The following is a 22,018-nucleotide window of genomic DNA, read 5'->3' on the forward strand; positions in this document are numbered from 1 at the left end:
AGCCTTTGTTATGAGCCAGTCCAAATCCGCGAGCATTCTCGATGCCCGCATCCTTATACCCGCCATTGGCGATGCATTTCGCAAGCTCAATCCAAAGAGTCTTGCACGTAATCCCGTAATGTTCGTGGTTGCAGTTGTTTCAATGCTGACAACTCTATTGCTTCTGAAAGACGTTTCTGCCGGCAATCCGAATGTCGGGTTTTCGTTCCAGATTGTTCTGTGGCTGTGGTTTACCGTCTTGTTTGCGAATTTTGTGGAAGCGGTTGCCGAAGGTCGGGGCAAGGCACAAGCGGATTCACTGCGCCGAACACGGACGGAAACGCAGGCCAAACTTCTGGACAACCCGGAAGGATCAAACTGGAAAAGCGTGCCGGGAACAAGCCTGAAAGTCGGCGACATCGTTCTGGTGGAAGCCAATGACATCATCCCTTCAGATGGCGAAGTCATCGAAGGTGTTGCCTCCGTTAATGAAGCGGCCATTACCGGCGAGTCCGCACCCGTCATCCGCGAGTCCGGTGGCGACCGCTCTGCCGTTACGGGCGGAACACAAGTCCTGTCCGATTGGATCAAGGTTCGTATCACAGCCGCACAAGGTTCTACCTTCATCGACAAGATGATCAGTCTCGTGGAAGGCGCCGAACGCCAGAAAACGCCAAATGAGATCGCGCTCAATATTCTGCTTGCAGGCATGACGCTGATATTCGTTCTCGCCGTCGTAACGATCCCGAGCTTTGCGACCTATGCAGGCGGTTACATTCCAGTAATAGTGCTGGTTGCACTCTTCGTCACCCTGATCCCAACCACTATCGGTGCCTTGCTCTCTGCCATTGGTATTGCAGGCATGGACCGTCTCGTTCGGTTCAACGTGCTTGCCATGTCCGGCCGGGCGGTCGAAGCCGCAGGTGACGTCGACACGCTTCTTCTCGACAAAACCGGCACGATCACACTCGGCAACCGTCAGGCGACCGCTTTTGTCCCCGTGAGCGGCGTAACCGAACAGGCGCTTGCTGATGCAGCGCAATTGGCCTCGCTTGCCGACGAAACACCGGAGGGTCGCTCTATCGTCGTTCTGGCCAAGGAAGAATACAGCTTGCGCGGTCGCGACATGCAAGGGCTTCACGCACATTTCGTACCATTCACAGCACAGAGCCGTATGAGCGGGGTCGACATTGAAGGCTCCGTCATTCGCAAAGGTGCGGTTGATGCGGTGCTTGCCTATGTGGGACAGAGCAGCCGCGCCGATGAAAGAACACTGTCGGAACTGCAATCCATCGCTGACACAATCGCCAAAGCTGGCGGCACTCCGCTTGCGGTTGCCAAGGATGGACATCTTCTCGGCGTCGTGCACCTGAAGGACATCGTCAAAGGCGGTATCCGTGAACGCTTTGCAGAACTTCGCCGGATGGGTATCCGCACAGTCATGATTACCGGCGACAACCCAATGACCGCAGCAGCCATTGCCGCCGAAGCCGGTGTGGACGACTTTCTTGCGCAGGCCACACCGGAAAACAAGCTGTCGCTGATCCGCGAGGAACAGGCCAAGGGCAAGCTTGTCGCGATGTGCGGCGACGGCACCAACGACGCCCCTGCCCTTGCCCAGGCCGACGTCGGCGTGGCCATGAACACTGGCACGGTTGCAGCGCGCGAAGCGGGCAATATGGTCGATCTCGATAGCGACCCTACCAAACTCATCGAAATCGTTGAAATCGGCAAGCAATTGCTGATGACGCGCGGAGCACTGACCACCTTTTCCATCGCCAACGATATCGCAAAGTATTTTGCAATTATTCCGGCAATGTTTCTGGCTTTTTATCCACAGCTTGGGGCGCTCAATATCATGGGTCTGGCTACGCCACAGAGCGCCATTTTGTCAGCCATCATCTTCAACGCCTTGATCATTGTCGCTCTGATACCGCTTTCATTGAAAGGCGTGACCTACAAACCGGTCGGTGCAGGAGCGCTCCTCTCGCGCAATCTACTGATCTACGGCCTCGGCGGCGTTATCGTGCCGTTTATCGGCATCAAGGCCATCGATATGACCATTACTGCCCTTGGCCTCGCATAAGGACTAGCAAAAATGCTAAAACAACTTCGTCCAGCACTTGCCATGATCGTATCGCTTACCGTCATAATGGGTTTGCTCTACCCGCTCGGCATGACTGGTATCGCACACGCAATTTTTCCGGCCAAAGCTGGTGGCAGCCTTATCGAAAAAGACGGTTCGATCATCGGCTCTGAGTTGATCGGACAAAGTTTCACCAGTGATCGATATTTTCACGGTCGCCCATCTGCGGCAGGACAAAACGGTTATGATGCCGCAAGTTCCGGCGGTTCTAATCTCGGCCCAACCAACCCAAAGCTGATTGAGCGGATTAAAGCTGACGCAACTACCCTATCACAAGGCGAAGGCTCTATGCCGCCACCGATTGGCCTTGTGACAGCATCCGCAAGCGGTCTCGATCCGCATATTTCGCCAGAGGCAGCTTTTTATCAGGTGCCTCGCATTGCGAAAGCGCGCGGTATTGATGAAGCCGCCTTGCGTAGAATTGTCGAGCAACAGATTGAAGCTCGTGAACTTGGCTTCCTCGGTGAACCGGTAGTCAATGTTTTGAAGCTGAACCTTGTTCTGGACAGGACCGACACCAAGTAGAATAACTGGCGGCGGCATGATTTGCCGCCCCTTCCTTTCAGGAGTTTTGTTTGACATCGGACCCGCGTCGCTTCGGCGAGAACAGACCTTCTCCCGATGCTCTACTTGAACAGGCGGAACGCGAAACGCGTGGCCGCCTGAAGATATTTCTCGGTGCTGCGCCGGGCGTCGGCAAGACCTATGAAATGCTGATGTCGGGCCGCGCACGCAAAGCCGACGGAATAGATGTCGTCATCGGCGTTGTGGAAACACATGGGCGAGCGGAAACCGAAGCCCTGACTGAGGGGCTTGAAATCGTGCCTCGTGCGCAAGTGTCCTACCATGGTCATCAACTTGATGAAATGGATATCGATGCGGTGCTGACCCGCAGACCACAACTGGTTCTTGTGGACGAGCTGGCGCACACGAATGCAGCAGGCAGCAGGCACCCCAAGCGCTACCAGGATGTCGAGGAAATTCTGGCGCGTGGGATTGATGTCTATACAACACTCAATATCCAGCACGTCGAAAGCCTTAACGACGTCGTGGCGCAAATCACCCGCATCCGGGTACGCGAAACCGTGCCCGACAGTATCATCGACCGTGCCGACGACATAGAATTGATCGATCTCACGCCGAATGATCTCATCAAGCGCCTCAATGAAGGCAAGATTTATCTCCCGAAGACTGCAAAGCGGGCAATACGCAATTATTTTTCTCCGGGAAATCTAACCGCGCTGCGTGAATTGGCACTGCGCCGTACGGCCCAGCGCGTGGACGAGCAGCTGCTCAGCCATATGCGTGCCCACGCTATTGAAGGGCCGTGGGCAGCTGGCGACCGCATACTAGTTGCAGTCGATGATCGTCCCCGTAGTGTATCGCTGGTTCGCTATGCACGTCGGCTGGCGGACCGCCTGCGTGCGCCGTGGGCGGCCATTCATATCGAAACCGCACGTTCTGCCGGGCTTACTGAAGAAGCAAAGGACAGGCTTGCGACAACATTGAAACTTGCCGAACAGCTTGGCGGGGAAACAATCACCATTCCGGGCCAATCCGTAGCCGAAGACATTGTTCGCTACGCTTCAGCCCACAATTTCACCCAGATCGTCGCCGGAAAGTCCATAAAGTCGCGCTGGCGTGAGATGATTGACGGCTCCATTGCACGCGAGCTTGTCCGGCTTTCCGGCGCCATCGATATTCATATAACGGCAGGTATCGAGCACGAAAACGGCGGAGCCAACCGCAAGGTCAGCACCGCCAGGCAGAAAACAACGCTCGATATCCGACCGTATTTGATCGGTATTGCCATAACTGGCATAGCGCTGATCGCAGGATTGCTGCTCGACCAGTTTCTGGATGTGCGCAGCATAGCTCTTGTATTTGTTGTCGGCGTCCTCGGTGTTGCGGTTACCCTTGGCCTCTGGCCAGCTCTTTTTTCATCAGTCCTTAGCGCATTTGCCTATAATTTCTTCTTTCTTTCACCACTCTACACATTGTCTATCGCCGATCCCGAGAGCGTCGTAGCACTGGTTTTCTTTCTGTTTGTGAGTTTCATAGCCAGCAATCTGGCAAGCCGCGTGCAGCGCCAGGCCGCAGCGGCGCGCCAGCGTGCGCGCATGACGGAAGATCTGTATCTTTTTAGCAAAAAACTAGCCGGAACAGGCTCACTTGATGACGTGCTTTGGGCAACCGCATTCCAAATCGCATCGATGCTCAAGGTCAGCGTTGTGATCCTCCTTCCTGATGGAAACAGCATTACTGTCAGGGGCGCATATCCGCCCGATGACACTCTGGGCGACGCTGATATCGCTGCCGCACACTGGACATGGGAACACGACCTGCCCGCCGGGCGCGGGGCCAATACACTGCCGGGTGCCAAACGGCTCTATCTGCCTCTCAAAACCGCACGAACATCTGTGGGCGTCATCGGATTAGACAATGATCGCATGGGGCCTATCCTCACGCCTGAACAGCAACGCCTCTTCGAAGCCTTGGCCGATCAGGCCGCAATTGCCATCGAGCGCGTTCAGCTTGTCGGTGATGTCGAGCGGGCCAAGCTTGCAGCGGAAGCCGACAAGCTGCGTTCAGCACTGCTCACCTCAATCTCGCACGATCTGAAGACCCCACTGGCAGCAATTCTTGGTACCGCCACAACCTTGCGTGATTATTCCAACTCTCTGCCAGATGCCGTCCGGTCCGATCTGGTCGCAACCATGGTGGACCAATCGGAGCGCTTGAACCGTTTCATCGCCAACCTTCTCGATATGACACGAATCGAAGCAGGTGCGATGAAGCCCAATCTGTCACTTCATTATGTTGGTGACCTCATTGGGGCGGCCCTGAATCGTGCAGCCAAGATTCTGGTCCATCATCAGGTCGATATTGCCGTTCCGGCTGATTTGCCTATGGTTCAGCTCGATGCCGTTCTGTTCGAGCAAGTCCTGTTCAATTTGTTTGACAATGCAGCGAAATATGCCCCTGAAAACACACCGATTACGATTAAAGCCAATGCTGAACCGTCTCGTATAACACTGGAAATTAGTGATCGGGGTCCAGGTATTCCTCCGGATGATCTGGAGCGCGTGTTCGATACGTTCTATCGCGTGCGTAAAGGCGATCATGTGCAGGCCGGTACAGGACTAGGGCTCTCAATCGCTCGCGGTTTCATCGAAGCAATGGGCGGTACTATTCGGGCAAGCAATCGGCATGAAGGCACCGGTGCCGTTTTTATAATTACTTTACCCGTCCTTGCAGATGAAGTTGATAGAAGCGTATGAACGATCCTAAATTAAAAATTCTCGTTGTCGACGATGAACCAGCTATCCGGAAGTTATTGCGGGTTGGGCTGACCACGGAAGGCTATACTGTTATAGAGGCGGTGAACGGCGGCGAAGCTGACGCGCACATTGCAACGGAAAAGCCCGATATCGTGCTTCTCGATCTGGGACTTCCAGATACTGACGGGCACGCTCTACTGCAACGCTGGAGAGAAACCGGCATGACTTTGCCGGTTCTTATCCTCTCAAGCCGGACCGACGAAGCGGGAATCGTCCGTGCCCTTGAAGAAGGAGCTGATGATTACGTTCCAAAACCTTTCGGTATGAAAGAACTTACTGCGCGTTTACGGGTCGCACTGCGACACAGGCTGCAACAACAGGGAGAAAAGCCGCTTTTCCAAAGCGACGGCCTTACGGTCGATCTTGTTCGCCGCATTGTGAAGCTCAACGGTGAAGAAGTTAAATTGTCGCCGAAGGAATATGACATCCTTCGACTCCTCGTACAGCATTCCGGGAAAGTGCTGACACACCATTTCATTCTCAACCAGGTTTGGGGACCCGCAGCTGACGTTCAATATCTTCGCATCTATGTCCGTCAGCTACGACAGAAGATTGAAAAATCTCCTGATCAGCCGCATTATATTCTAACCGAAACAGGCGTCGGCTACAGGCTGCGCGAAGCTGATCCAGCTCCCTGAGAAAGCCGGAACCAAGCCTTTGCGAAAGCGTTGTTTGCCAAATAACCAAGGTGACGGAGGCAAGCGTGGTCGAGCTGGTTAATAATATCGAGAATCTGGAATTTATAATTGCCAAGGCACGGGAATATGATGTTCAGGTTCCTGTGATCGATGAAGAATCCGGTTCTAACGCTAGTGACGACAATGAAGTTGATATTCTCGATGCCTCGCTGGCAAACCCCACCCGCAAGGAACTTTTCGCGGCTATCCGCTCCTTGAACATCGATGAGCGACAGGAATTGCTGGCGCTTATGTGGGTAGGCCGCGGGGATTTCAGCGCTGATGAATGGGGCGACGCCCTCTCGACAGCCGCTGATCGCGACAATGGTCGCGAAGCCAAGTATCTCATCGGTACACCACTTCTGGGAGATTATCTGGAGGAAGGACTGGTCGCCCTGGGCTTCGATGTCGAAGCCTACGACAATGAATAAGAAAAATTGATGTTTCCATGGCCCTTCTGTTTTGACGCCGACATATCCGCGCATTAGTGTCGAACGAAAATCGGTTGGCTTGTGCTGGCCCTGAACATTAAGCACGACGGAGGACGGCACGATGCTTCAGAAAAACCTCGACCAGAAAACGGACTTCTATATCGACGGAACGTGGCGCGCTCCAATAGAAGCCAAGACCATTGAGGTCATCAATCCCGCCAATGAAAAGCCTTATGCCGTAATTTCTGCGGGTTCTGCGAAAGACATTGATCTGGCGGTCGCAGCCGCACGCAGGGCTTTTCCGTCCTGGAGCGAAACGCCAGCAGAAGAACGCATCGGCTATATACGGCGTCTGGTTGAAATCTACGAAGCGCGTCTGGACGAAATGGCCAAGACCATTTCACTTGAAATGGGCGCACCAATCACGCTCGCAAGGGAATCGCAGGCAGCGGCTGGCCTCTCGCATACAAAAGCTTTCATTGCCGCATTCGAGAATTTCGAGTTTGAAGAAATTCTTTCCCCCAAATATCCGAACCAGACCGTGCTTCACGAGCCCATTGGTGTTTGCGGCCTCATTACACCGTGGAACTGGCCGATGAACCAGATCGCGCTGAAAGTTATACCTGCATTGGCGGTTGGCTGCACGGTCGTACTCAAGCCTTCAGAAATTGCGCCGATGTCGGCAATGCTCTTCGCCGAGTTTGTCGATCAGGCAGGCTTCCCAAAAGGTGTATTTAATCTCGTCAACGGAGAAGGCCCTGTTGTTGGCGAAGCATTGTCGCAACATCCAGATGTCGACATGATGTCGTTCACCGGTTCAACCCGCGCAGGAACGGCAGTTTCAAGGGCTGCCGCAGCGACGGTAAAACGGGTTTCGCTGGAACTTGGCGGCAAGTCACCAAACATCGTTTTTGCCGATACCGATCTGGAAAAAGCAATGGCACGCAGCCTTGCGCATTGCTTCGAGAATACCGGACAGTCCTGCAATGCACCGACACGCATGCTGGTGGAGCGCTCCGTTTACGACAAGGCCGTGGAAATCGCGAAGAAACTTACCACAGAAACTAAGATTGGCGACCCGGCAAAGGAAGGCGATCATATCGGTCCACTTTCCTCTTCGATCCAGTTTGAAAAGGTTCAAAAGCTGATTCAGAAAGGCATTGATGAAGGTGCACGGCTCGTTGCGGGTGGTACAGGGCGTCCTGATGGCTTCTCCGAAGGTGATTTCGTCAAGCCGACTGTCTTTGCCGATGTGAACAATGACATGACGATTGCCCGCGAAGAAATCTTCGGACCGGTGCTTGCGATGATCCCGTTCGAAACGGAGCAAGAGGCCATCGCCATTGCCAATGACACGCCTTACGGGCTTGCCGCCTATATCCAGACAGGAAGTCCGGAACGCGCAAAACGCGTGGCCCGCAAATTGCGCGCTGGCATGGTACAGATCAATGGCACGTCACGCGCGCCGGGCAGCCCATTTGGTGGCTATAAGCAATCAGGCAATGGTCGCGAGGGTGGCAAATGGGGCCTGGAAGATTTTATGGAAGTAAAGCTGATCAGCGGCTAACCAACAAGATGACAATAAAAAGCGCCGTTTAGCGGCGCTTCAGATTGATTACAAACCCCTCGATTTTTGGAAGCAGTCAAAAACGAGGGGTTTTGATTCCGATTTGTTCACGTTCTGAATCTGGGACGTTCCGTGAATCTGAGGTCATTTTGACCCTGCCGGAGGTTTGTCAGCAGTCTGAAGCGCCGTTTAGCGGCGCTTTTTAACCTTTATTTGAGACCAATTTTCTCGATAACGCGAATACGCTGATTACCGCCAATATCAATAAATTGCGTTGGCGGCGGGACTTCATGCACGTCATGCGTGCCGAAGCTTTCAGGATAAAACGCAAAACCTTCCGGTGCCTGAGGCGGGTTCGTGTCATCAATCAGACGACCGCCTGTTAATTCCGTCACAGGATCAGGGATGGCCGAAATCAACCGCCGGGTGTAAGGATGCATCGGATTTGAGAATATCCGGTCCCATGACCCACTCTCGACAATCTGGCCAAAATACATCACCGCCACCCGATCGCTCATATGCTCCACGACACTCAAATCATGGCTGATCATGATATAGGAAAGGCCAAGTCGCTCTTTCAACTCCAGCAGCAGATTGATGATTTGTGCCCGGATTGAAACATCAAGCGCCGACACGGGTTCATCAAGCACGATAACTTTCGGATTGAGGAGTAATGCGCGGGCAATTCCTATGCGCTGGCGTTGGCCACCAGAAAACTCGTGCGGAAAACGCTTTGCCTGCTCGGGCTTCAAACCGACCAGACGCAGAATTTCTTCGATACGTCCATCCACTTCACCACGCGACGTCACACCGTGAAGTCGCAGAGGTGCAGCTAGCGACGTGTAGACTGTCTGCCGCGGATTGAGTGAAGCAAATGGGTCCTGAAAGACCATCTGCGCCATCTTGGCTCGTTCCAACCGGGATGGTTCGTTCTTTCCGGTGATCGGACGTCCTTCGAAATAAATCTGCCCACTTGTGGGCTTCTGTAAACCGACGATGGACAGTGCAAGTGTAGACTTACCGCAACCAGATTCTCCCACAATCGAAAGGCACTCACCCTTGTTAAGAGTCAGGCTGAGATTATTAACGGCGCGCAACATTTGCTTGGAAGAACTGAAAATGCCACCGCTCACCGGGAAGTAAACGCAGACATCGTCGATGCGGACCAATGGTTCTACCAGTTTGGTTGAATGTATGTCATTCATGATGGAAACACCTCACCACACCGGCATCCTCAAGTGGCGTCCAGCCCGGTTTTTGCGCACGACAAACATCGGTCGCGCGCGTGCAACGCGGCTCAAACCTGCAGCCTTTTGGAAAAGCGGAAATCGACGGCACGACACCTTCGATCTCCTGCAGCCGCAACTGGCCTTCTTTCTGGCGAGAACCAAGCTGCGGGAGCGAAGCCAGAAGACCATGCGCATAAGGGTGCGCAGCATGGTGAAACAAGCCCGCTGTTATGCGTTCTTCGACCAGATGTCCTGCGTACATCACACCCACGCGACGGCACATTTTCGCAATGACACCCAGATCGTGACTGATCATCAGAACGGAAGTCCCTCGCGCTGTGCAAAGTTCTTGCATCAGACGCAAAATTTCCGCCTGAACCGTCACATCGAGCGCAGTCGTGGGTTCATCAGCGATCAGCAGATCAGGATTGCATGCAAGTGCAATAGCAATCATCACACGCTGGCGCATACCACCCGACATCTGATGCGGATAGTTCTTCACACGTTGCTCTGGCGCAGGCACCTGAACGCTGGCAAGCGCTTCGACCGCCTTGCGCTCAGCCTCGTGCCAAGTGACACCTTGGTGCAGCACGAACATTTCCGCAATCTGCCGACCTACTGGCGACAACGGATTGAGAGCAGTCATCGGCTCCTGAAAGATCATCGCTATACGATTGCCACGCAGCTTGCGCATTTCGCGCGACGAGATGGACCGCAAGTCCTGCCCTTTAAAGCGGATCGCTCCTCCGGTTATCGACAGCGGCTTGCGCAGAAGCCCGATCATCGACAGCGCGGTGATGCTTTTTCCGCAGCCAGACTCTCCGACCAGACCGAATGTCTCGCCAGCTCCAATAGTGAACGATACATCCTCGACCACATTATGTTTGCTCGAACCGGAGACGATATCGATCCGAAGGTTTTCTACCTCAAGAAGTGCTTGTTCGCTCATATCTTACGGGTCCTCATATGCGGGTCGAGCCAGTCGCGAAGACCGTCGCCGAACAGATTGAGCCCAAGTACTGTGAAGAAGATGGCGAGGCCGGGAAACACTGCAGCCCAAGGCGCATTCACGATCAACTCACGCGCATCAGTAAGCATGTTGCCCCAGCTTGGGTCTGGCGGACTGATACCGAGACCAAGATAGGAAAGTGCTGCCTCGGCGAGAATTGCATCCCCCATTCCGAGCGTGCCTATCACTAGAACAGGTCCGATCATGTTGGGCACGATCTGCGTGATCATGATACGCACGTCGCTATAACCAAGCATTTTGGCAGCCTGAATATAGCCCTGCTTTTTGAGCGACAGAGTAGAACTTCGCGCAATGCGGCAAGTCCAGGACCAGTTCGTCAGACCAAGTGCAAGCAGAAGGCTCGGCAAGCCAGGGCCAAGGACAGCCATGATTGCCAGCGCGAAGATCAGTGACGGAATTGCGAGCATCAGATTGGTGAGGCCGTTGACGAAATCGTCCCACCAGCCGCCGAAATAACCGGCCGAAATGCCAAAACACAGACCGATAACAGTGTTGATGCACTGTGAGACCACGCCAACGGTCAAAGACACCTGCGCGCCATAGAGAATGCGCGAATAAACATCGCGGCCTTGTGCATCCGTGCCGAACCAGAACTGTGCATCAGGCGGAAGTTCGGCATTCATCAGGTCGGCATCGAGAACCGGGTTATAGTGTGCCAGCAACGGCGCGAAGACAGCCGCAGCCACAATGACAATGCACACGAACCCACCGAATACGAGATTGAAACGCAGCTTCATGGGCTTACTCGTGGCTTATGCGCGGATCGATAACCGCATAGAGAATGTCAACGATCGTATTGATGACCAGAAACCACAATACGATTACGAGAATTGCCCCCTGTACGACAGGAATGTCGCGCAAAGAAACGCTATCGATCAGCAAGGAGCCAAGACCCGGCCACGAGAATAGTTTCTCCACCACCACGGCCTGTCCCATCATCGATCCGAACTGTAGGCCGATGGTCGTGATAATCAGCACCAGCGCATTGCGCATGACATGCCATTTCACCAATCGAAAGCTGCTCATGCCTTTAGAGCGGGCGGTACGAATGAAGTCAGCCCCCATAACTTCCAGCACGGCTGCACGTGTTGTTCTTGCCAGCAACGCCAATGGCGCAACACCCAAGGTCAGCGCTGGTAGGATAATGTTTCGGATACCGCCATCGCCATAACCGAAACTCGGCAACCATCCGAGCGTCAGTGCAAATAGATACATGGCCAGCAGGCCCAGCCAGAACTGTGGTAGTGAAAGACCCGAGACCGCTCCTATCATGGTCACGCTGTCGAGAATGCTTCCAGGCTTCAGTGCTGCTATAAATCCAAATGGCACGCCGATCAGGATCGCAAAGCCCATGGCCGCGAAAGCAAGCTTCAGCGTTGGCCACATACGCTCCTGAATAAGCGAAACAACCGGTTGTCTCGAACGATACGAAGTCCCGAGATCGAACTGAGCCAACTGAACCAGATAGCTGCCAAAGCGCACGTGAACAGGTTTATCGAGCCCAAATTCCTGTGTAATTTTTTCGACCATCTTCGGATCGTTCATGCCCTTGCCATTGGCAATAAGGCCAGAAGCGATACTGCCCGGAACAACACTGAAAATGATGAAGATCAGCAGCGACACCGCAACAACAGTCGGTATCATCTGCAAGACGCGCCGAATAATAAAATAGAGCACATGGTCCTCCTTTCGGATCAGCGCAAAAGACGCTGGAGCAAAGGGGATCAATGGCCCGCCCGATGACGAGCGGGCCGATCCAGATCAGCCGGAATTAGCGACCGGATGGAACCGTGTCATCAACCCACAGCTTTTCATAGGACTGAACTGCGAGCTCTGCCGAGTTCGGCTGCAGGCCATGCAGCCACGGCTGATGTGCCATGACGGCTTTGTTGTAGTTGAAGAACCACACCGGCGCTTCTTCCTGCAGCAAATTGTTGGCCTTCTTCAGAAGTTCGTTCTTCTCTTCTTCGGTTTTCGCCACCTTTGCCTCATCGACAATCTTGTCGAATTCCGCATTGGAGAACTTCTGATAGTTACACGCAGATTGTGGAGTCGTGGAATAGAAGCACTGCATCGCGGTCAGTGCGTCCGGGCCGCTTTCGAGCGACCACATATAGGCTTGGAAATTGCCTGCCGGAACCACATCCGCAAGTACCGACGCCTCGACTGGCTTTGCCTTCACCTTGATACCGACTTTGGCGAGCATCGGAATGATTGCCTGAACGATGGTCAAGCCCCAGCTCTCGTTCTGTGTTGCCGTCAACTCAAACTCGAAGCCGTCAGGATACCCAGCTTCAGCAAGCAAAGCTTTTGCTTTTTCAGGATCATACGGATAAGGCTTCGCATCCTTGTCGAAGGCTGGCGATGAGTTCGGAAGCCAACCAACAGCACGATAAGCCTTATCTTTGACAAGGCGCTTGATGATGAGATCGCTATCGATAGCGTAGTTGATTGCCTGACGAACACGCTTGTCCTGGAACGGCTTGAAATCCGGATTAAAGCCGACGGCGCGTGTGTAAACCTCGGCCACCTCAACCATGTTCTTCGCCAGTTCGGGATCGGCGAGATAGGCTGTATACTGCGCTGGCCCGAGCACCGCTACGTCAATTTCCTTGTTGCGGAACGCAACGTCACGCGCGGCCGCGTCACCCATGATCATGATGTTGATCTTGTCGGCGTAAGGCTTGCCCTTCTCATAATATTTGTCCCACTTCTCAACCGTCAGGCGGGAGCCGGGAACATATTCCGCAAACTTATATGGTCCGAGACCGATCGGATGACGCTGAAACTCTTCGCTATCGCCCTCACCTGACGGATAAATGGCAGTGTTATTGCGCATGAACTGGAAGCCGGGATCAATTGGCTGCTCCAGTGTGATCTCGAGCGTATGATCATCGATCTTCTTCAGGCCGGAAATTTCCTTGGCCTTGCCCTGCGTATACTCTTCAGCACCCTTAATTTCAGCGATGTAGCGTGCTGGTGGGAAAGCCTTTTTCGGATCCATTATCCGAGTGTAGCTCCAGATAATGTCATCTGCCGTCAAAGGTTTGCCATTGTGGAAAAATGCATCCTGACGAAGCTTGTAGGTATAGACGAGTCTGTCGTCTGACACGGCCACATCAGTCGCAAGTCCGAGTACAGGCTTGTTGAGATCAGCATCCCAATCATAGAGCGTACGATGAATGGCCTTGGCGTAGAACTCGTCCTGCGTGGCAGGCGAAGCCTGAATGTCGAGCGTCGAGAAGCTATCGCCATAAGGTGCGACGAAATTGATGACGCCACCCGAACGCGGCTCGTCCGCAGCATATGCCGCCGTTCCGGCCAACAGAACTGCGGACAACGCCGCCAGCAATGCAAATTTTCTCATATTGTTCCCCTTCATAAGTGTCATTCTTGCGGTTCAGATGAACCGTTCGTTCAGGCGGCTACGCCGAAACCTCGCTGCCCGAAATTGCCCCGAAGCGTTTACGCTTCAATTCTTTTCATTGCCCCCGGAAAACGAGGGCATTTTTTCACGACCGTTCGAATACGACCTCACCGTCACGCATGGTCAGAACACAATGCGTGTCGTTGAGAATCTCTTCCGGCTTCGCGGTGAGCATATTGCGTGAAAAGACCGCAATATCAGCAACCTGTCCAGGTACAAGCTTCCCCTTCACATTCTCCAGCTTCTGAGAAAACGCACCGAACTCCGTGTAGACCTGCAGAGCCTCTTCGATGGTCACACATTCGCGGGCATCCATCACCGTTCCCTTGCCCGTTTCGCGCGTCAGCATCGAATAGATGTTCGGATAGGGATTCGGATGACAAACCGGTGAATCACTGCCAGTCGCAGGCTTGAAGCCCAGATCTTTCCAGGTTTTCAGCGGGTAGCTTGAAATTGCGCGCTCTTCGCCAAGAACAGAAATGTAGGCATCACCAAAGTCGTAGATGAAAACCTGCTGCGGACATGGATAAATGCCAGCCTTTTTCATCCGATCATGCTGTTCCGGCGTAGAGAACCCGCAATGTTCGATACGATGGCGGCGATCTGGATCGGGATAAACAGCGAGCGCCTTTTCATACGCCGTGATCAACTGGCCGATGGCTGCGTCGCCGATAGCATGACATGCCAGTTGATAGCCCTTTTTATGGGTATCCAGCACCAACGCTTCCAGTTCCGCATCCGGCAATATCTGAACGCCAATATTGTTATCGTCGCCGAGATACGGCTTGTTCATCCATGCAGTTCGCCCGCCTGCAGAGCCGTCGAGGAAAATCTTGACAGCTCCTATCGTCAGCATGTCGTCCCCGACGCCGGAAACAAGTCCTGCTTTGTAGCATTCCTCAACAATAGACGGCCCTGGGTCACCGAGCAGTACGAGCCAGGTACGCACCGGCAAGCGCTTATCCAACTTGGCGAGGTTATAGGCGCGGATTTCATCGAACCCTGCGACCTGACCGACAGCAGCATCCATAACGCTGGTTATGCCATAGGAAAGAAGCAGATTTCCCGCAGCCTCAATGGCCTCGATCATCTCTTCCGTCGTTGCCTTGGGGATGGCCTTGCGGACAGCCCCTTGAGCATTTTCGGCAACCATACCTGTCAGAGTACCATTTTTCTGCTCGATCAGCCCGCCTTCCGGTACCGGCGAATTTTCGTCAATACCTGCCAGTTCAAATGCCTTGGAATTGAAGATCGAAACGTGGCCACATGCACGCACCACCATAACGGGATTGTTTGGAGCAACAGCATCAAGCTCCGACTTATGCGGATGGCGACCGACATCGAGTTTGGTCTGGTCATAGCCGCGCGCCCTGATCCATGCCCCTGGAGGTGCGGAAGCCGCCTGCTCCCGAATGGCATCAAGCAAGCTTTGCAACGTCGGTGCCGCTTGCGGCGTCGCATCAATCCACTTGAGTGTCAGTCCCACGGAAATGAGATGCAGATGAGAATCGTTCAGCCCGGGCGTAGCAAAGCGTCCTTTGAGATCGATCAAACGTGTATTATCGCCCTTCAGAGACCAGATCTGGCCCTTCGTACCCGTCGCAAGCACCTTGCCTTGCCAGATGGCCAGGGCTTCGACTGTGCCCTCTTCATATCCACACCAGATCGTACCGTTATAAACTATGGTATCGGCACACAATTCGGGCATTACAGGCATTTCAGCGATCCCCTCCCTACGTCACGCTTATATAAGGTAAGGGAGATTTCCATCGATGCTTTGACCGATCAAGCCGTGGATTTGTTAAATTTAGAGGGAGAAAATTGTTCAAAATGACAACCAAACGGTCAATTTGCCGAAATTTTTGCAAAGCTGGGCTAGTGTTGTCTGCTGGAAGCACGGAAAACTTCTTTGCCGTGGTAACCACATTTTCCACGAGTTTCGGATCCAGCTGTACCCGCAAAAAAGAAAAGGCCATGGTCTTGTAGTGCTTGGCGCAACTCCTCAATGAAATTGCTACGCTCCTCAGCGTTTCCGTTGAAACGGAAAGTCAAGCAAATGTAGATTGATTGAAGTGATGTATACAACCATTGAAAACTCCTGAAAATTCTCAGCGCGCATAGAGACGTAATTGCCACAGTGAACAGCACTATGGCCAAAGAGCTGACAAAAGTCGGTCCCGCGATCAGGCGAATTAATGGAATGATCGCATCATCAGAGTGTTGAATGATGTGGACCGATCCAGATTGGCGACCGTGCCCATCATATGATTGAAGACTAGCCGCTCGAGAAACTGGCTCAGGTGGTAACAACCGGAACAACGCCGAGCGGCAAGCCGGTTTAAATGGCTACACCTGAATCAGGACGCCGCTCGACTGTGGCGATTTCGCCAGAGTTCTTCGGCTTTCTCGAAAAATTGCGCATGACTTTCGTTGTCTGCGGCGGTGGCCGTCATCATCGCCAAGGCAGCCGTCGCAATGATTGTATTTTCTGCACGTTTGTCGTTTGCCGCGCCAGACCAGATGCCATACCAATATTCGAATGAACTGAAGCTCGAATGCTTGTCACCACTTTCCTTGGAAAGCGTCGGAAGCAACAAATCCGTTTCACGACCATTAAGAAGCCTATGGATCGTGTGCGTTCGATGCGGAACTAGCTCGGCGACGTCCCGGCTGGTCGAAACTACCGAAATAGAAGGGACATCAAGAAGTACACCCGCATCGCGGTGTAACTCACGATATGTGGGCTGTGTCACACCCAAAAACGACGCCTTGAGATTCATCGGATTGAGTAGATGAACAAGACTATTCATTGATGAGCGCGACTCGAACAGTGGGTAAAGTGCCATCAGCGCATGAATCTGAGGGGCAAAACCGGCCAACGGCATAAAACAGATGCCATGCGCGCTCAATGCACCTTCCGCGAGCGAATGTGATGTCGCGATCGGGAGATTGATGGCTTCAGCCGCGATCTCAAGCTTGCCCGAGATTTCACCTGTGCCACAATTACCGTGTAAGGCAACAGGATAACCAGCCCGCGCGACCAGCAAGGCTGAAAGCATGAACCACGGTGACTGCACAGAATTCGGCGATAGATAAGCTGGCCAGTCCAGCGCAGGCATGTTCAAGCCCGCATCCACGGAATAAATTCGTCTCGCTGCTCGCGCCATGCCAGCAAGTTCCGGTGCAGTTTCCCCACGATAGTGAATGAGCCGGAGCAATGCACTGATCTGCATCGGATCGGCGTTACCCGTAAAGATCGTCGTGAATGCATCATCGGCTTCAGACATCTCTAATGGACGGGTGTGCCCGGCTTTTCGCCCTACCACAGCAATATATTTCGCAAGTCGCCTGACTGGATCGTTTTCGTCTTGAATGTTGGAGAACTGTGCTGCAAGTTGTTCCGGCGTCGGATGGTTTTCGAGCTCAACGACCTTACGGATACCAAGCGGCGGCGGTGCTACGATCGCGCTTCGCTTCCACCCGCGATGCCCGGTGCAGCTCGATTTCGGTAATTCAGTAAGGTCTAAACTCAACAGTGTTTCGGCTTCATTCGCCAACCGCCGCAGACGCCCACGCAGCGCTTCGGCTTTCGGTGTGGCCACCATGTTTCGGCCAGAACGAACCAGTATCGGATCGTTGAACTTTTCGCGAATCTGTCCGAGCAGTCGGCTCATAGCCGCAATACTTAACCCCATCTGCTTGGCAGCACCGCCAACGCTACCTTCCACAAGAAGTGCATCAAGAGCGATCAGCAAGCGCAATTGCCCCAAACGAAGGCTTTCGTTCTCGCCTTTCCCCGTTTGTTGCTGCGTTTTCACCTGCTTGCCTGACATCGCTTTGTTGCTCGCTCATTTGCGGTTTTTGAAACTTAGAATGCTTATAAAACATGACGATTGACGTCACCTCACTGCCATACATAAGGAGAGTTGAAAACTCAACTTTAAAACGGTGACGAAAATGACCAGCTTGTTTCGGGGATTGTGGGCCGACGGTACACAAAACAGGCGTTTGGCCAACAAATCGCTCATTTATCGGGCGATCCTTGCGGGGACCTGTCTTTCCACAGCACTACTTCTGAGCGAAACAATTGCAATTGCGCAAACGAGCACGAACGCCGCGGAAGAAGCAACGTCAGACGAACCAAGCGCTAAAAAGAAGGCACCTGCAACGGATGCAGGCATCGAAACGACCGCGGATGGCGCTGTTAAGCTTAACCAAATCGTCGTGACAGCGACAGGTTTCGAACAGAATATCACTGACGCTCCGGCGAGCATCACTGTCGTTTCCGGCGAAGAACTCGAAAAGGGGGCCTACCGCGACCTGACCGACGCTCTGAAGGATGTTCAGGGCGTTGCGGTGACAGGTCCGTCCGCTGAGAAAGACATCTTCATTCGCGGTCTTCCCGGTTCCTATACATTGCTGCTGGTTGATGGAAAACGCCAGAGCACCCGTGATGCCCGTACCAATGGTAACTCCGGCTTCGAACAGAGCTTCCTGCCACCTGCAAATGCCATCGAACGGATCGAAGTCATTCGCGGCCCCATGTCGTCGCTTTACGGATCGGACGCCATGGGCGGCGTCATCAATATAATCACCAAAAAAGTATCCGACACATGGAGCGGATCTTTTACGGTCGATGGCACGGTGCAACAGCACTCTAAATTCGGCAATTCCCTGCAAGGTTCCTATTACATGACGGGGCCGCTCGTTCCGAACCTTGTCGGTGTTCAGGTATGGGGACGGGGTCTGAAACGTCAAGAAGACAGTGTTATCGGTGGCACGCCTGAGCAGAAGGATGTCGACATTACCGGTCGCATTACGCTGACACCGAATGAAGATCACGATATCATGCTCGAACTCGGCAAGACACGCCTTCGCCGTGACATGACCGTGGGCAACACGATCGACGCCAGCGGCAGAAATCCCGTTGACGCTTACAATTACAATGATCGCGATCACTGGTCGATCAGCCACACTGGCCGTTGGGGGCCTACCACATCGGAATTCTCATTCATGCAGGAATGGGCCGAACGCACCAATTTCAATTGGGACAACAAGGCCAAGAGCTACGTCGAGAATCTGCGCTCGCCGCATATCCGCAATTCAGTACTCGATGGCAAGTTCACAACACCATTCGAATTCTACGGCAATCACACACTCGTAACCGGCGGGCAGTTCACACAATCGGTGCTAACCGACCAGAACCCAGGACGCCGTACCGGCTTGGACGAGGAGTTCAGCGTACGCCAGTGGGCGCTCTTCGCAGAAGACGAATGGTGGATCACCCCAGATTTCGCTCTCACCGGCGGTCTCCGGATGGACGACCATGAAATTTACGGCTCACATTTCAGCCCGCGCGGATATGCAGTCTGGCACGCTACCGAGCAATTAACCCTCAAGGGCGGCATCTCGACCGGCTTCCGCGCTCCGGAAATCCGTACCATTGCTCCGGGCTATGCCTATACGACTGGAGGCGGCGGTTGTTCTTATGGCCCGAACGGCACCTGTGGCGTCATTATCGGCGATCCAAATCTGCAGCCGGAGAAGAGCACCAGCTATGAAGCCAGCGCGCTGTGGGACAACCAGATGGGCCTACGTCTCGGTGCAACCTATTTTTATACCGATTTCAAGGATAAGATTTCTAATGCATTAGTTACCGATGCCAACGGCAACCCGCTTCGTTGGAGTGAAGATCCAAATTATCGCCTATGGTATGCTTTCAATATCGACAATGCGGTCATGCAGGGTGTCGAATTGACCTTTAACTGGGAAGCAACAGACAGCATCACCGTTCGTGGCAACTATACATATACGGATTCGGAGCAAAAGACCGGTGACTTTGCAGGTCTGCCGCTCGCCCGCACCCCAAAGCATATGGCAAGCCTGCGCGCCGATTGGATTACTCCTGTTGATGGTCTCAAAGCTTGGGCGGCGGGCAACTATCATGGGGAAGAAATCAACGCTAGCGCACGGCTCGGTACGACACCAGCTGGAACACCAATCTATCGCGACGGCAAAATTATCGCGGCCAAATACAAGCCTTATGCCACTTTCGACATCGGTGGTTCATACGACTTCAGCGAGAACGTCACCCTGAATGCTGCCGTCTATAACATCTTCGACAAGAAGATCGACGTGGACGATTTCAATACAGTTGTCGACGGCCGCCGGCTTTGGGTCGGCATGACCTCCCGCTTCTAAGATCGCAACAACAGGACGCCAGCCTGCAACGGTCGGCGTCTTTTCCATGAGTGGGAAGCTCATATGAGCATACTGACGAATACCGTAAAAAAGGTGTGCCAGGTAACGGTAGGGATACTAATGGTTTCCACTGTGCAAGCTGCTGAACCCCTCACTTCGTCCTTTGACATGGAAGTTAACGGCCTCGCCTATCGCATATTCACCGCAGTCCCCGATGCAGCGGCACCCGAAGGCGGCTATCCAGTTATATACATGGTCGACGGCAATCGCATGTCGCCGATTGCAGCAAAACTCATGGCAGAAAATGACGCCCTGAAAGCTGTTCTTGTCGGTGTCGGCTATCCGACCGATAATCAGGACGAAATTATTCGCCTGAGATATTTTGACCTTACACCTTCGACGCCTGCCGACTTGATCCCGGTTCACTTCGATGTGCCAAAGACTGGAGGACGGGATGCTTTCTTCGAATTCATCGACAATCAGGTAAAGTCTGAAATCGAAAAGCGTTTCGACATCGATAAAAAACAACAAGCCTTGTTTGGGCATTCATTAGGTGGATTGTTCACACTCTATGCCTTGTTCAACCATAGAGATTCTTTCCAGAGTTACAGCGCTGCTGACCCGTCAATCTGGTGGAACGACCGATCAATTTTGAAAGACAAAGATCAATTCATCTTCGCCTTCAAAAATGCACCTCACCCGATCCGCTTGCTCATAGAGACCTCCGGTAAACGCGGTAGCCGCCCAGGCCAGACGAAGCAGGATAGTGAACGACTGAAAAAGCTGCGCGGCGGACCTTCCGGTTCAGATGTATTCAAAGAGCTTTCCGAACTTCCGCAAATCGACGCAATCTTTCACCGTTTCGAGGATGAGAGCCACGGCTCGATGATACCGTTAACGGTGGAAGACAGCCTCAATTTTTTCCTGCTCAAACAAGCGCCACAGACAAAAAACAACTGAATTGTATCTTTCGGTCTTTGACGAGGAAGATACTTGACTATAAAGCACAGGATTGATGAAAGGATCGAACACCATGCTGAATATCGCTCAACAGGTTACACGCTTGTGTGGTGCCGCCATCGTGGCGCTGGGCATTGCTGCAACTGCAACTGCAAATGCTGCTGATCTAACCATCAAGCATGCGCAGGGTGAGACGACAGTTCCAGCCTCACCGGCAAAGGTTCTGGTTTTCGATCTAGGCACTCTCGACAATCTGGACCGCCTTGGTGTCAAGGTGACGGGTGTTCCAAGCGGCATATCCTTCCCTGAATATCTGAAGAAATATCAGAGCGACGATTATGCGAAAATCGGCACATTATTTGAACCAGACTATGAAGCCGTTAATGCGGCAGAACCGGACCTGATCATCGTGGCAGGTCGCTCCGCCGCTAAATACGGTGAGCTTTCGAAAATTGCTCCTACCATTGATCTGACGACCAATGCGAAGAATTTCATCGCCGATACGGAAGACAATGTCGAGAAACTTGGCCAGATTTTCGGGAAGGAAGCAGAAGCGAAGGCAGAAGCCGAGAAGTTTGACGCGGCACTTACTGCATTGAAAGAAAAGGCCGCCAACAAGGGCACCGGCCTTCTGATCCTCACTTCCGGCGGCAAGATCAGTGCTTATGGTCCCGGTTCGCGTTTCGGCGTCCTGCACGACAGCTTCGGGGTTAAACCTGCTGCGCCGGACCTTTCAATCGGCAATCATGGCCAGCCTGTCAGTTCGGAATTCATTCTTGAAACCAATCCCGATTGGCTTTTCGTCATCGACCGTGATGCTGCTATTGGTCGTGAAGGCAATTCAGCCAAGCAGGTTCTCGACAACGAGCTCGTGCGCCAGACCAATGCCTGGCAAAAGGATCAGCTTGTCTATCTGAACGCTCAGAACTGGTATCTGATCGGCGGCGGTCTCAGCGCGCTTCACAGCACCATCGATCAACTTTCCCAGGCTTTCGACAAGGCAAAGTGACGGGCTCCCAAACCCAATCCG

At 53.3% G+C, this 22,018-nt stretch carries 16 protein-coding genes; 9 read left to right on the forward strand and 7 right to left on the reverse strand.

Features of this window, described 5'->3' with window-relative positions; translation table 11 throughout:
• Window positions 1–10: 10 nt before the first annotated feature.
• The 6 genes from kdpB (at window position 11) to JNC70_RS00980 (ending at window position 8,141) form a co-directional block, all read left to right on the forward strand.
• On the forward strand, window positions 11–2,065 hold the full coding sequence (kdpB, locus tag JNC70_RS00955; protein ID WP_104754872.1) for a potassium-transporting ATPase subunit KdpB: 2,055 nt from the start codon (window positions 11–13) through the stop codon (window positions 2,063–2,065).
• A gap of 12 nt (window positions 2,066–2,077) precedes the next feature.
• Window positions 2,078–2,650, forward strand: a complete 573-nt coding sequence (gene kdpC, locus JNC70_RS00960) for a potassium-transporting ATPase subunit KdpC (protein ID WP_104754871.1) — start codon at window positions 2,078–2,080, stop codon at window positions 2,648–2,650.
• A gap of 50 nt (window positions 2,651–2,700) precedes the next feature.
• Window positions 2,701–5,406: a DUF4118 domain-containing protein gene (locus tag JNC70_RS00965; protein ID WP_374788519.1), complete on the forward strand. Its 2,706-nt coding sequence runs from the start codon at window positions 2,701–2,703 to the stop codon at window positions 5,404–5,406.
• A complete protein-coding gene (locus tag JNC70_RS00970; protein WP_104754869.1) occupies window positions 5,403–6,104 on the forward strand; it encodes a response regulator in 702 nt (233 codons plus the stop codon). The genes JNC70_RS00965 and JNC70_RS00970 overlap by 4 nt, the downstream gene beginning before the upstream one ends.
• Before the next feature lie 65 nt (window positions 6,105–6,169).
• Entirely contained in the window at window positions 6,170–6,574 is a 405-nt protein-coding gene (locus JNC70_RS00975) for a DUF3775 domain-containing protein (RefSeq protein WP_104754868.1), read from the forward strand.
• Window positions 6,575–6,695: 121 nt separating this feature from the next.
• Window positions 6,696–8,141, forward strand: a complete 1,446-nt coding sequence (locus JNC70_RS00980) for an aldehyde dehydrogenase family protein (RefSeq protein WP_104754867.1) — start codon at window positions 6,696–6,698, stop codon at window positions 8,139–8,141.
• 209 nt (window positions 8,142–8,350) lie between these two features.
• On the opposite strand, the gene JNC70_RS00985 is transcribed toward JNC70_RS00980, so the two are convergent.
• The 7 genes from JNC70_RS00985 to JNC70_RS01015 form a co-directional block, all read right to left on the reverse strand.
• Window positions 8,351–9,346: an ABC transporter ATP-binding protein gene (locus tag JNC70_RS00985; protein ID WP_104754866.1), complete on the reverse strand. Its 996-nt coding sequence runs from the start codon at window positions 9,344–9,346 to the stop codon at window positions 8,351–8,353.
• Entirely contained in the window at window positions 9,339–10,319 is a 981-nt protein-coding gene (locus tag JNC70_RS00990) for an ABC transporter ATP-binding protein (RefSeq protein ID WP_104754865.1), read from the reverse strand. Before JNC70_RS00990 ends, JNC70_RS00985 begins: the two co-directional genes overlap by 8 nt.
• On the reverse strand, window positions 10,316–11,137 hold the full coding sequence (locus JNC70_RS00995; RefSeq protein ID WP_104754864.1) for an ABC transporter permease: 822 nt from the start codon (window positions 11,135–11,137) through the stop codon (window positions 10,316–10,318). Before JNC70_RS00995 ends, JNC70_RS00990 begins: the two co-directional genes overlap by 4 nt.
• Window positions 11,138–11,141: 4 nt before the next feature.
• Complete coding sequence (locus JNC70_RS01000; RefSeq protein WP_104754863.1) at window positions 11,142–12,077, reverse strand: ABC transporter permease; 936 nt, start codon at window positions 12,075–12,077, stop codon at window positions 11,142–11,144.
• A 94-nt stretch (window positions 12,078–12,171) separates the two neighbouring features.
• Window positions 12,172–13,767, reverse strand: a complete 1,596-nt coding sequence (locus JNC70_RS01005) for an ABC transporter substrate-binding protein (RefSeq protein ID WP_104754862.1) — start codon at window positions 13,765–13,767, stop codon at window positions 12,172–12,174.
• A 145-nt stretch (window positions 13,768–13,912) separates the two neighbouring features.
• Window positions 13,913–15,535 carry an amidohydrolase gene (locus JNC70_RS01010; RefSeq protein WP_374788536.1) on the reverse strand — a complete coding sequence of 541 codons (1,623 nt, stop codon included), beginning with the start codon at window positions 15,533–15,535 and terminating at the stop codon, window positions 13,913–13,915.
• Window positions 15,536–16,184: 649 nt separating this feature from the next.
• Window positions 16,185–17,660 carry a glycosyl transferase family protein gene (locus tag JNC70_RS01015; RefSeq protein WP_104754860.1) on the reverse strand — a complete coding sequence of 492 codons (1,476 nt, stop codon included), beginning with the start codon at window positions 17,658–17,660 and terminating at the stop codon, window positions 16,185–16,187.
• Between the two features lie 124 nt (window positions 17,661–17,784).
• Here JNC70_RS01015 and JNC70_RS01020 point away from each other — a divergent pair, with 124 nt between their 5' ends.
• From JNC70_RS01020 to JNC70_RS01030, 3 genes are all read left to right on the forward strand, one after another.
• Window positions 17,785–20,028, forward strand: a complete 2,244-nt coding sequence (locus tag JNC70_RS01020) for a TonB-dependent receptor domain-containing protein (protein ID WP_104754859.1) — start codon at window positions 17,785–17,787, stop codon at window positions 20,026–20,028.
• Window positions 20,029–20,091: 63 nt separating this feature from the next.
• The gene (locus JNC70_RS01025; RefSeq protein WP_104754858.1) at window positions 20,092–20,988 is read left to right on the forward strand and encodes an alpha/beta hydrolase; all 897 of its coding nucleotides are present in this window, start codon (window positions 20,092–20,094) and stop codon (window positions 20,986–20,988) included.
• A 55-nt stretch (window positions 20,989–21,043) separates the two neighbouring features.
• The gene (locus JNC70_RS01030) at window positions 21,044–21,997 is read left to right on the forward strand and encodes a siderophore ABC transporter substrate-binding protein (protein ID WP_104754857.1); all 954 of its coding nucleotides are present in this window, start codon (window positions 21,044–21,046) and stop codon (window positions 21,995–21,997) included.
• The last annotated feature ends 21 nt before the right edge of the window (window positions 21,998–22,018 follow it).

It is taken from the genome of Brucella oryzae (assembly GCF_041929965.1).
Classification (GTDB): Bacteria; Pseudomonadota; Alphaproteobacteria; order Rhizobiales; family Rhizobiaceae; genus Brucella; species Brucella oryzae.

Bases quoted from the DNA above. Each gene is read 5' to 3' on its own strand.
- JNC70_RS00980 (WP_104754867.1), top strand. From the start codon at position 6,696: ATGCTTCAGAAAAACCTCGACCAGAAAACGGACTTCTATATCGACGGA.
- kdpB (WP_104754872.1), top strand. From the start codon at position 11: ATGAGCCAGTCCAAATCCGCGAGCATTCTCGATGCCCGCATCCTTATA.
- JNC70_RS01005 (WP_104754862.1), bottom strand. From the start codon at position 13,767: ATGAGAAAATTTGCATTGCTGGCGGCGTTGTCCGCAGTTCTGTTGGCC.
- JNC70_RS01015 (WP_104754860.1), bottom strand. From the start codon at position 17,660: ATGTCAGGCAAGCAGGTGAAAACGCAGCAACAAACGGGGAAAGGCGAG.
- JNC70_RS00970 (WP_104754869.1), top strand. From the start codon at position 5,403: ATGAACGATCCTAAATTAAAAATTCTCGTTGTCGACGATGAACCAGCT.
- JNC70_RS00995 (WP_104754864.1), bottom strand. From the start codon at position 11,137: ATGAAGCTGCGTTTCAATCTCGTATTCGGTGGGTTCGTGTGCATTGTC.
- JNC70_RS00990 (WP_104754865.1), bottom strand. From the start codon at position 10,319: ATGAGCGAACAAGCACTTCTTGAGGTAGAAAACCTTCGGATCGATATC.
- JNC70_RS01030 (WP_104754857.1), top strand. From the start codon at position 21,044: ATGAAAGGATCGAACACCATGCTGAATATCGCTCAACAGGTTACACGC.
- JNC70_RS01020 (WP_104754859.1), top strand. From the start codon at position 17,785: ATGACCAGCTTGTTTCGGGGATTGTGGGCCGACGGTACACAAAACAGG.
- JNC70_RS01010 (WP_374788536.1), bottom strand. From the start codon at position 15,535: ATGCCCGAATTGTGTGCCGATACCATAGTTTATAACGGTACGATCTGG.
- JNC70_RS01025 (WP_104754858.1), top strand. From the start codon at position 20,092: ATGAGCATACTGACGAATACCGTAAAAAAGGTGTGCCAGGTAACGGTA.
- JNC70_RS00985 (WP_104754866.1), bottom strand. From the start codon at position 9,346: ATGAATGACATACATTCAACCAAACTGGTAGAACCATTGGTCCGCATC.
- kdpC (WP_104754871.1), top strand. From the start codon at position 2,078: ATGCTAAAACAACTTCGTCCAGCACTTGCCATGATCGTATCGCTTACC.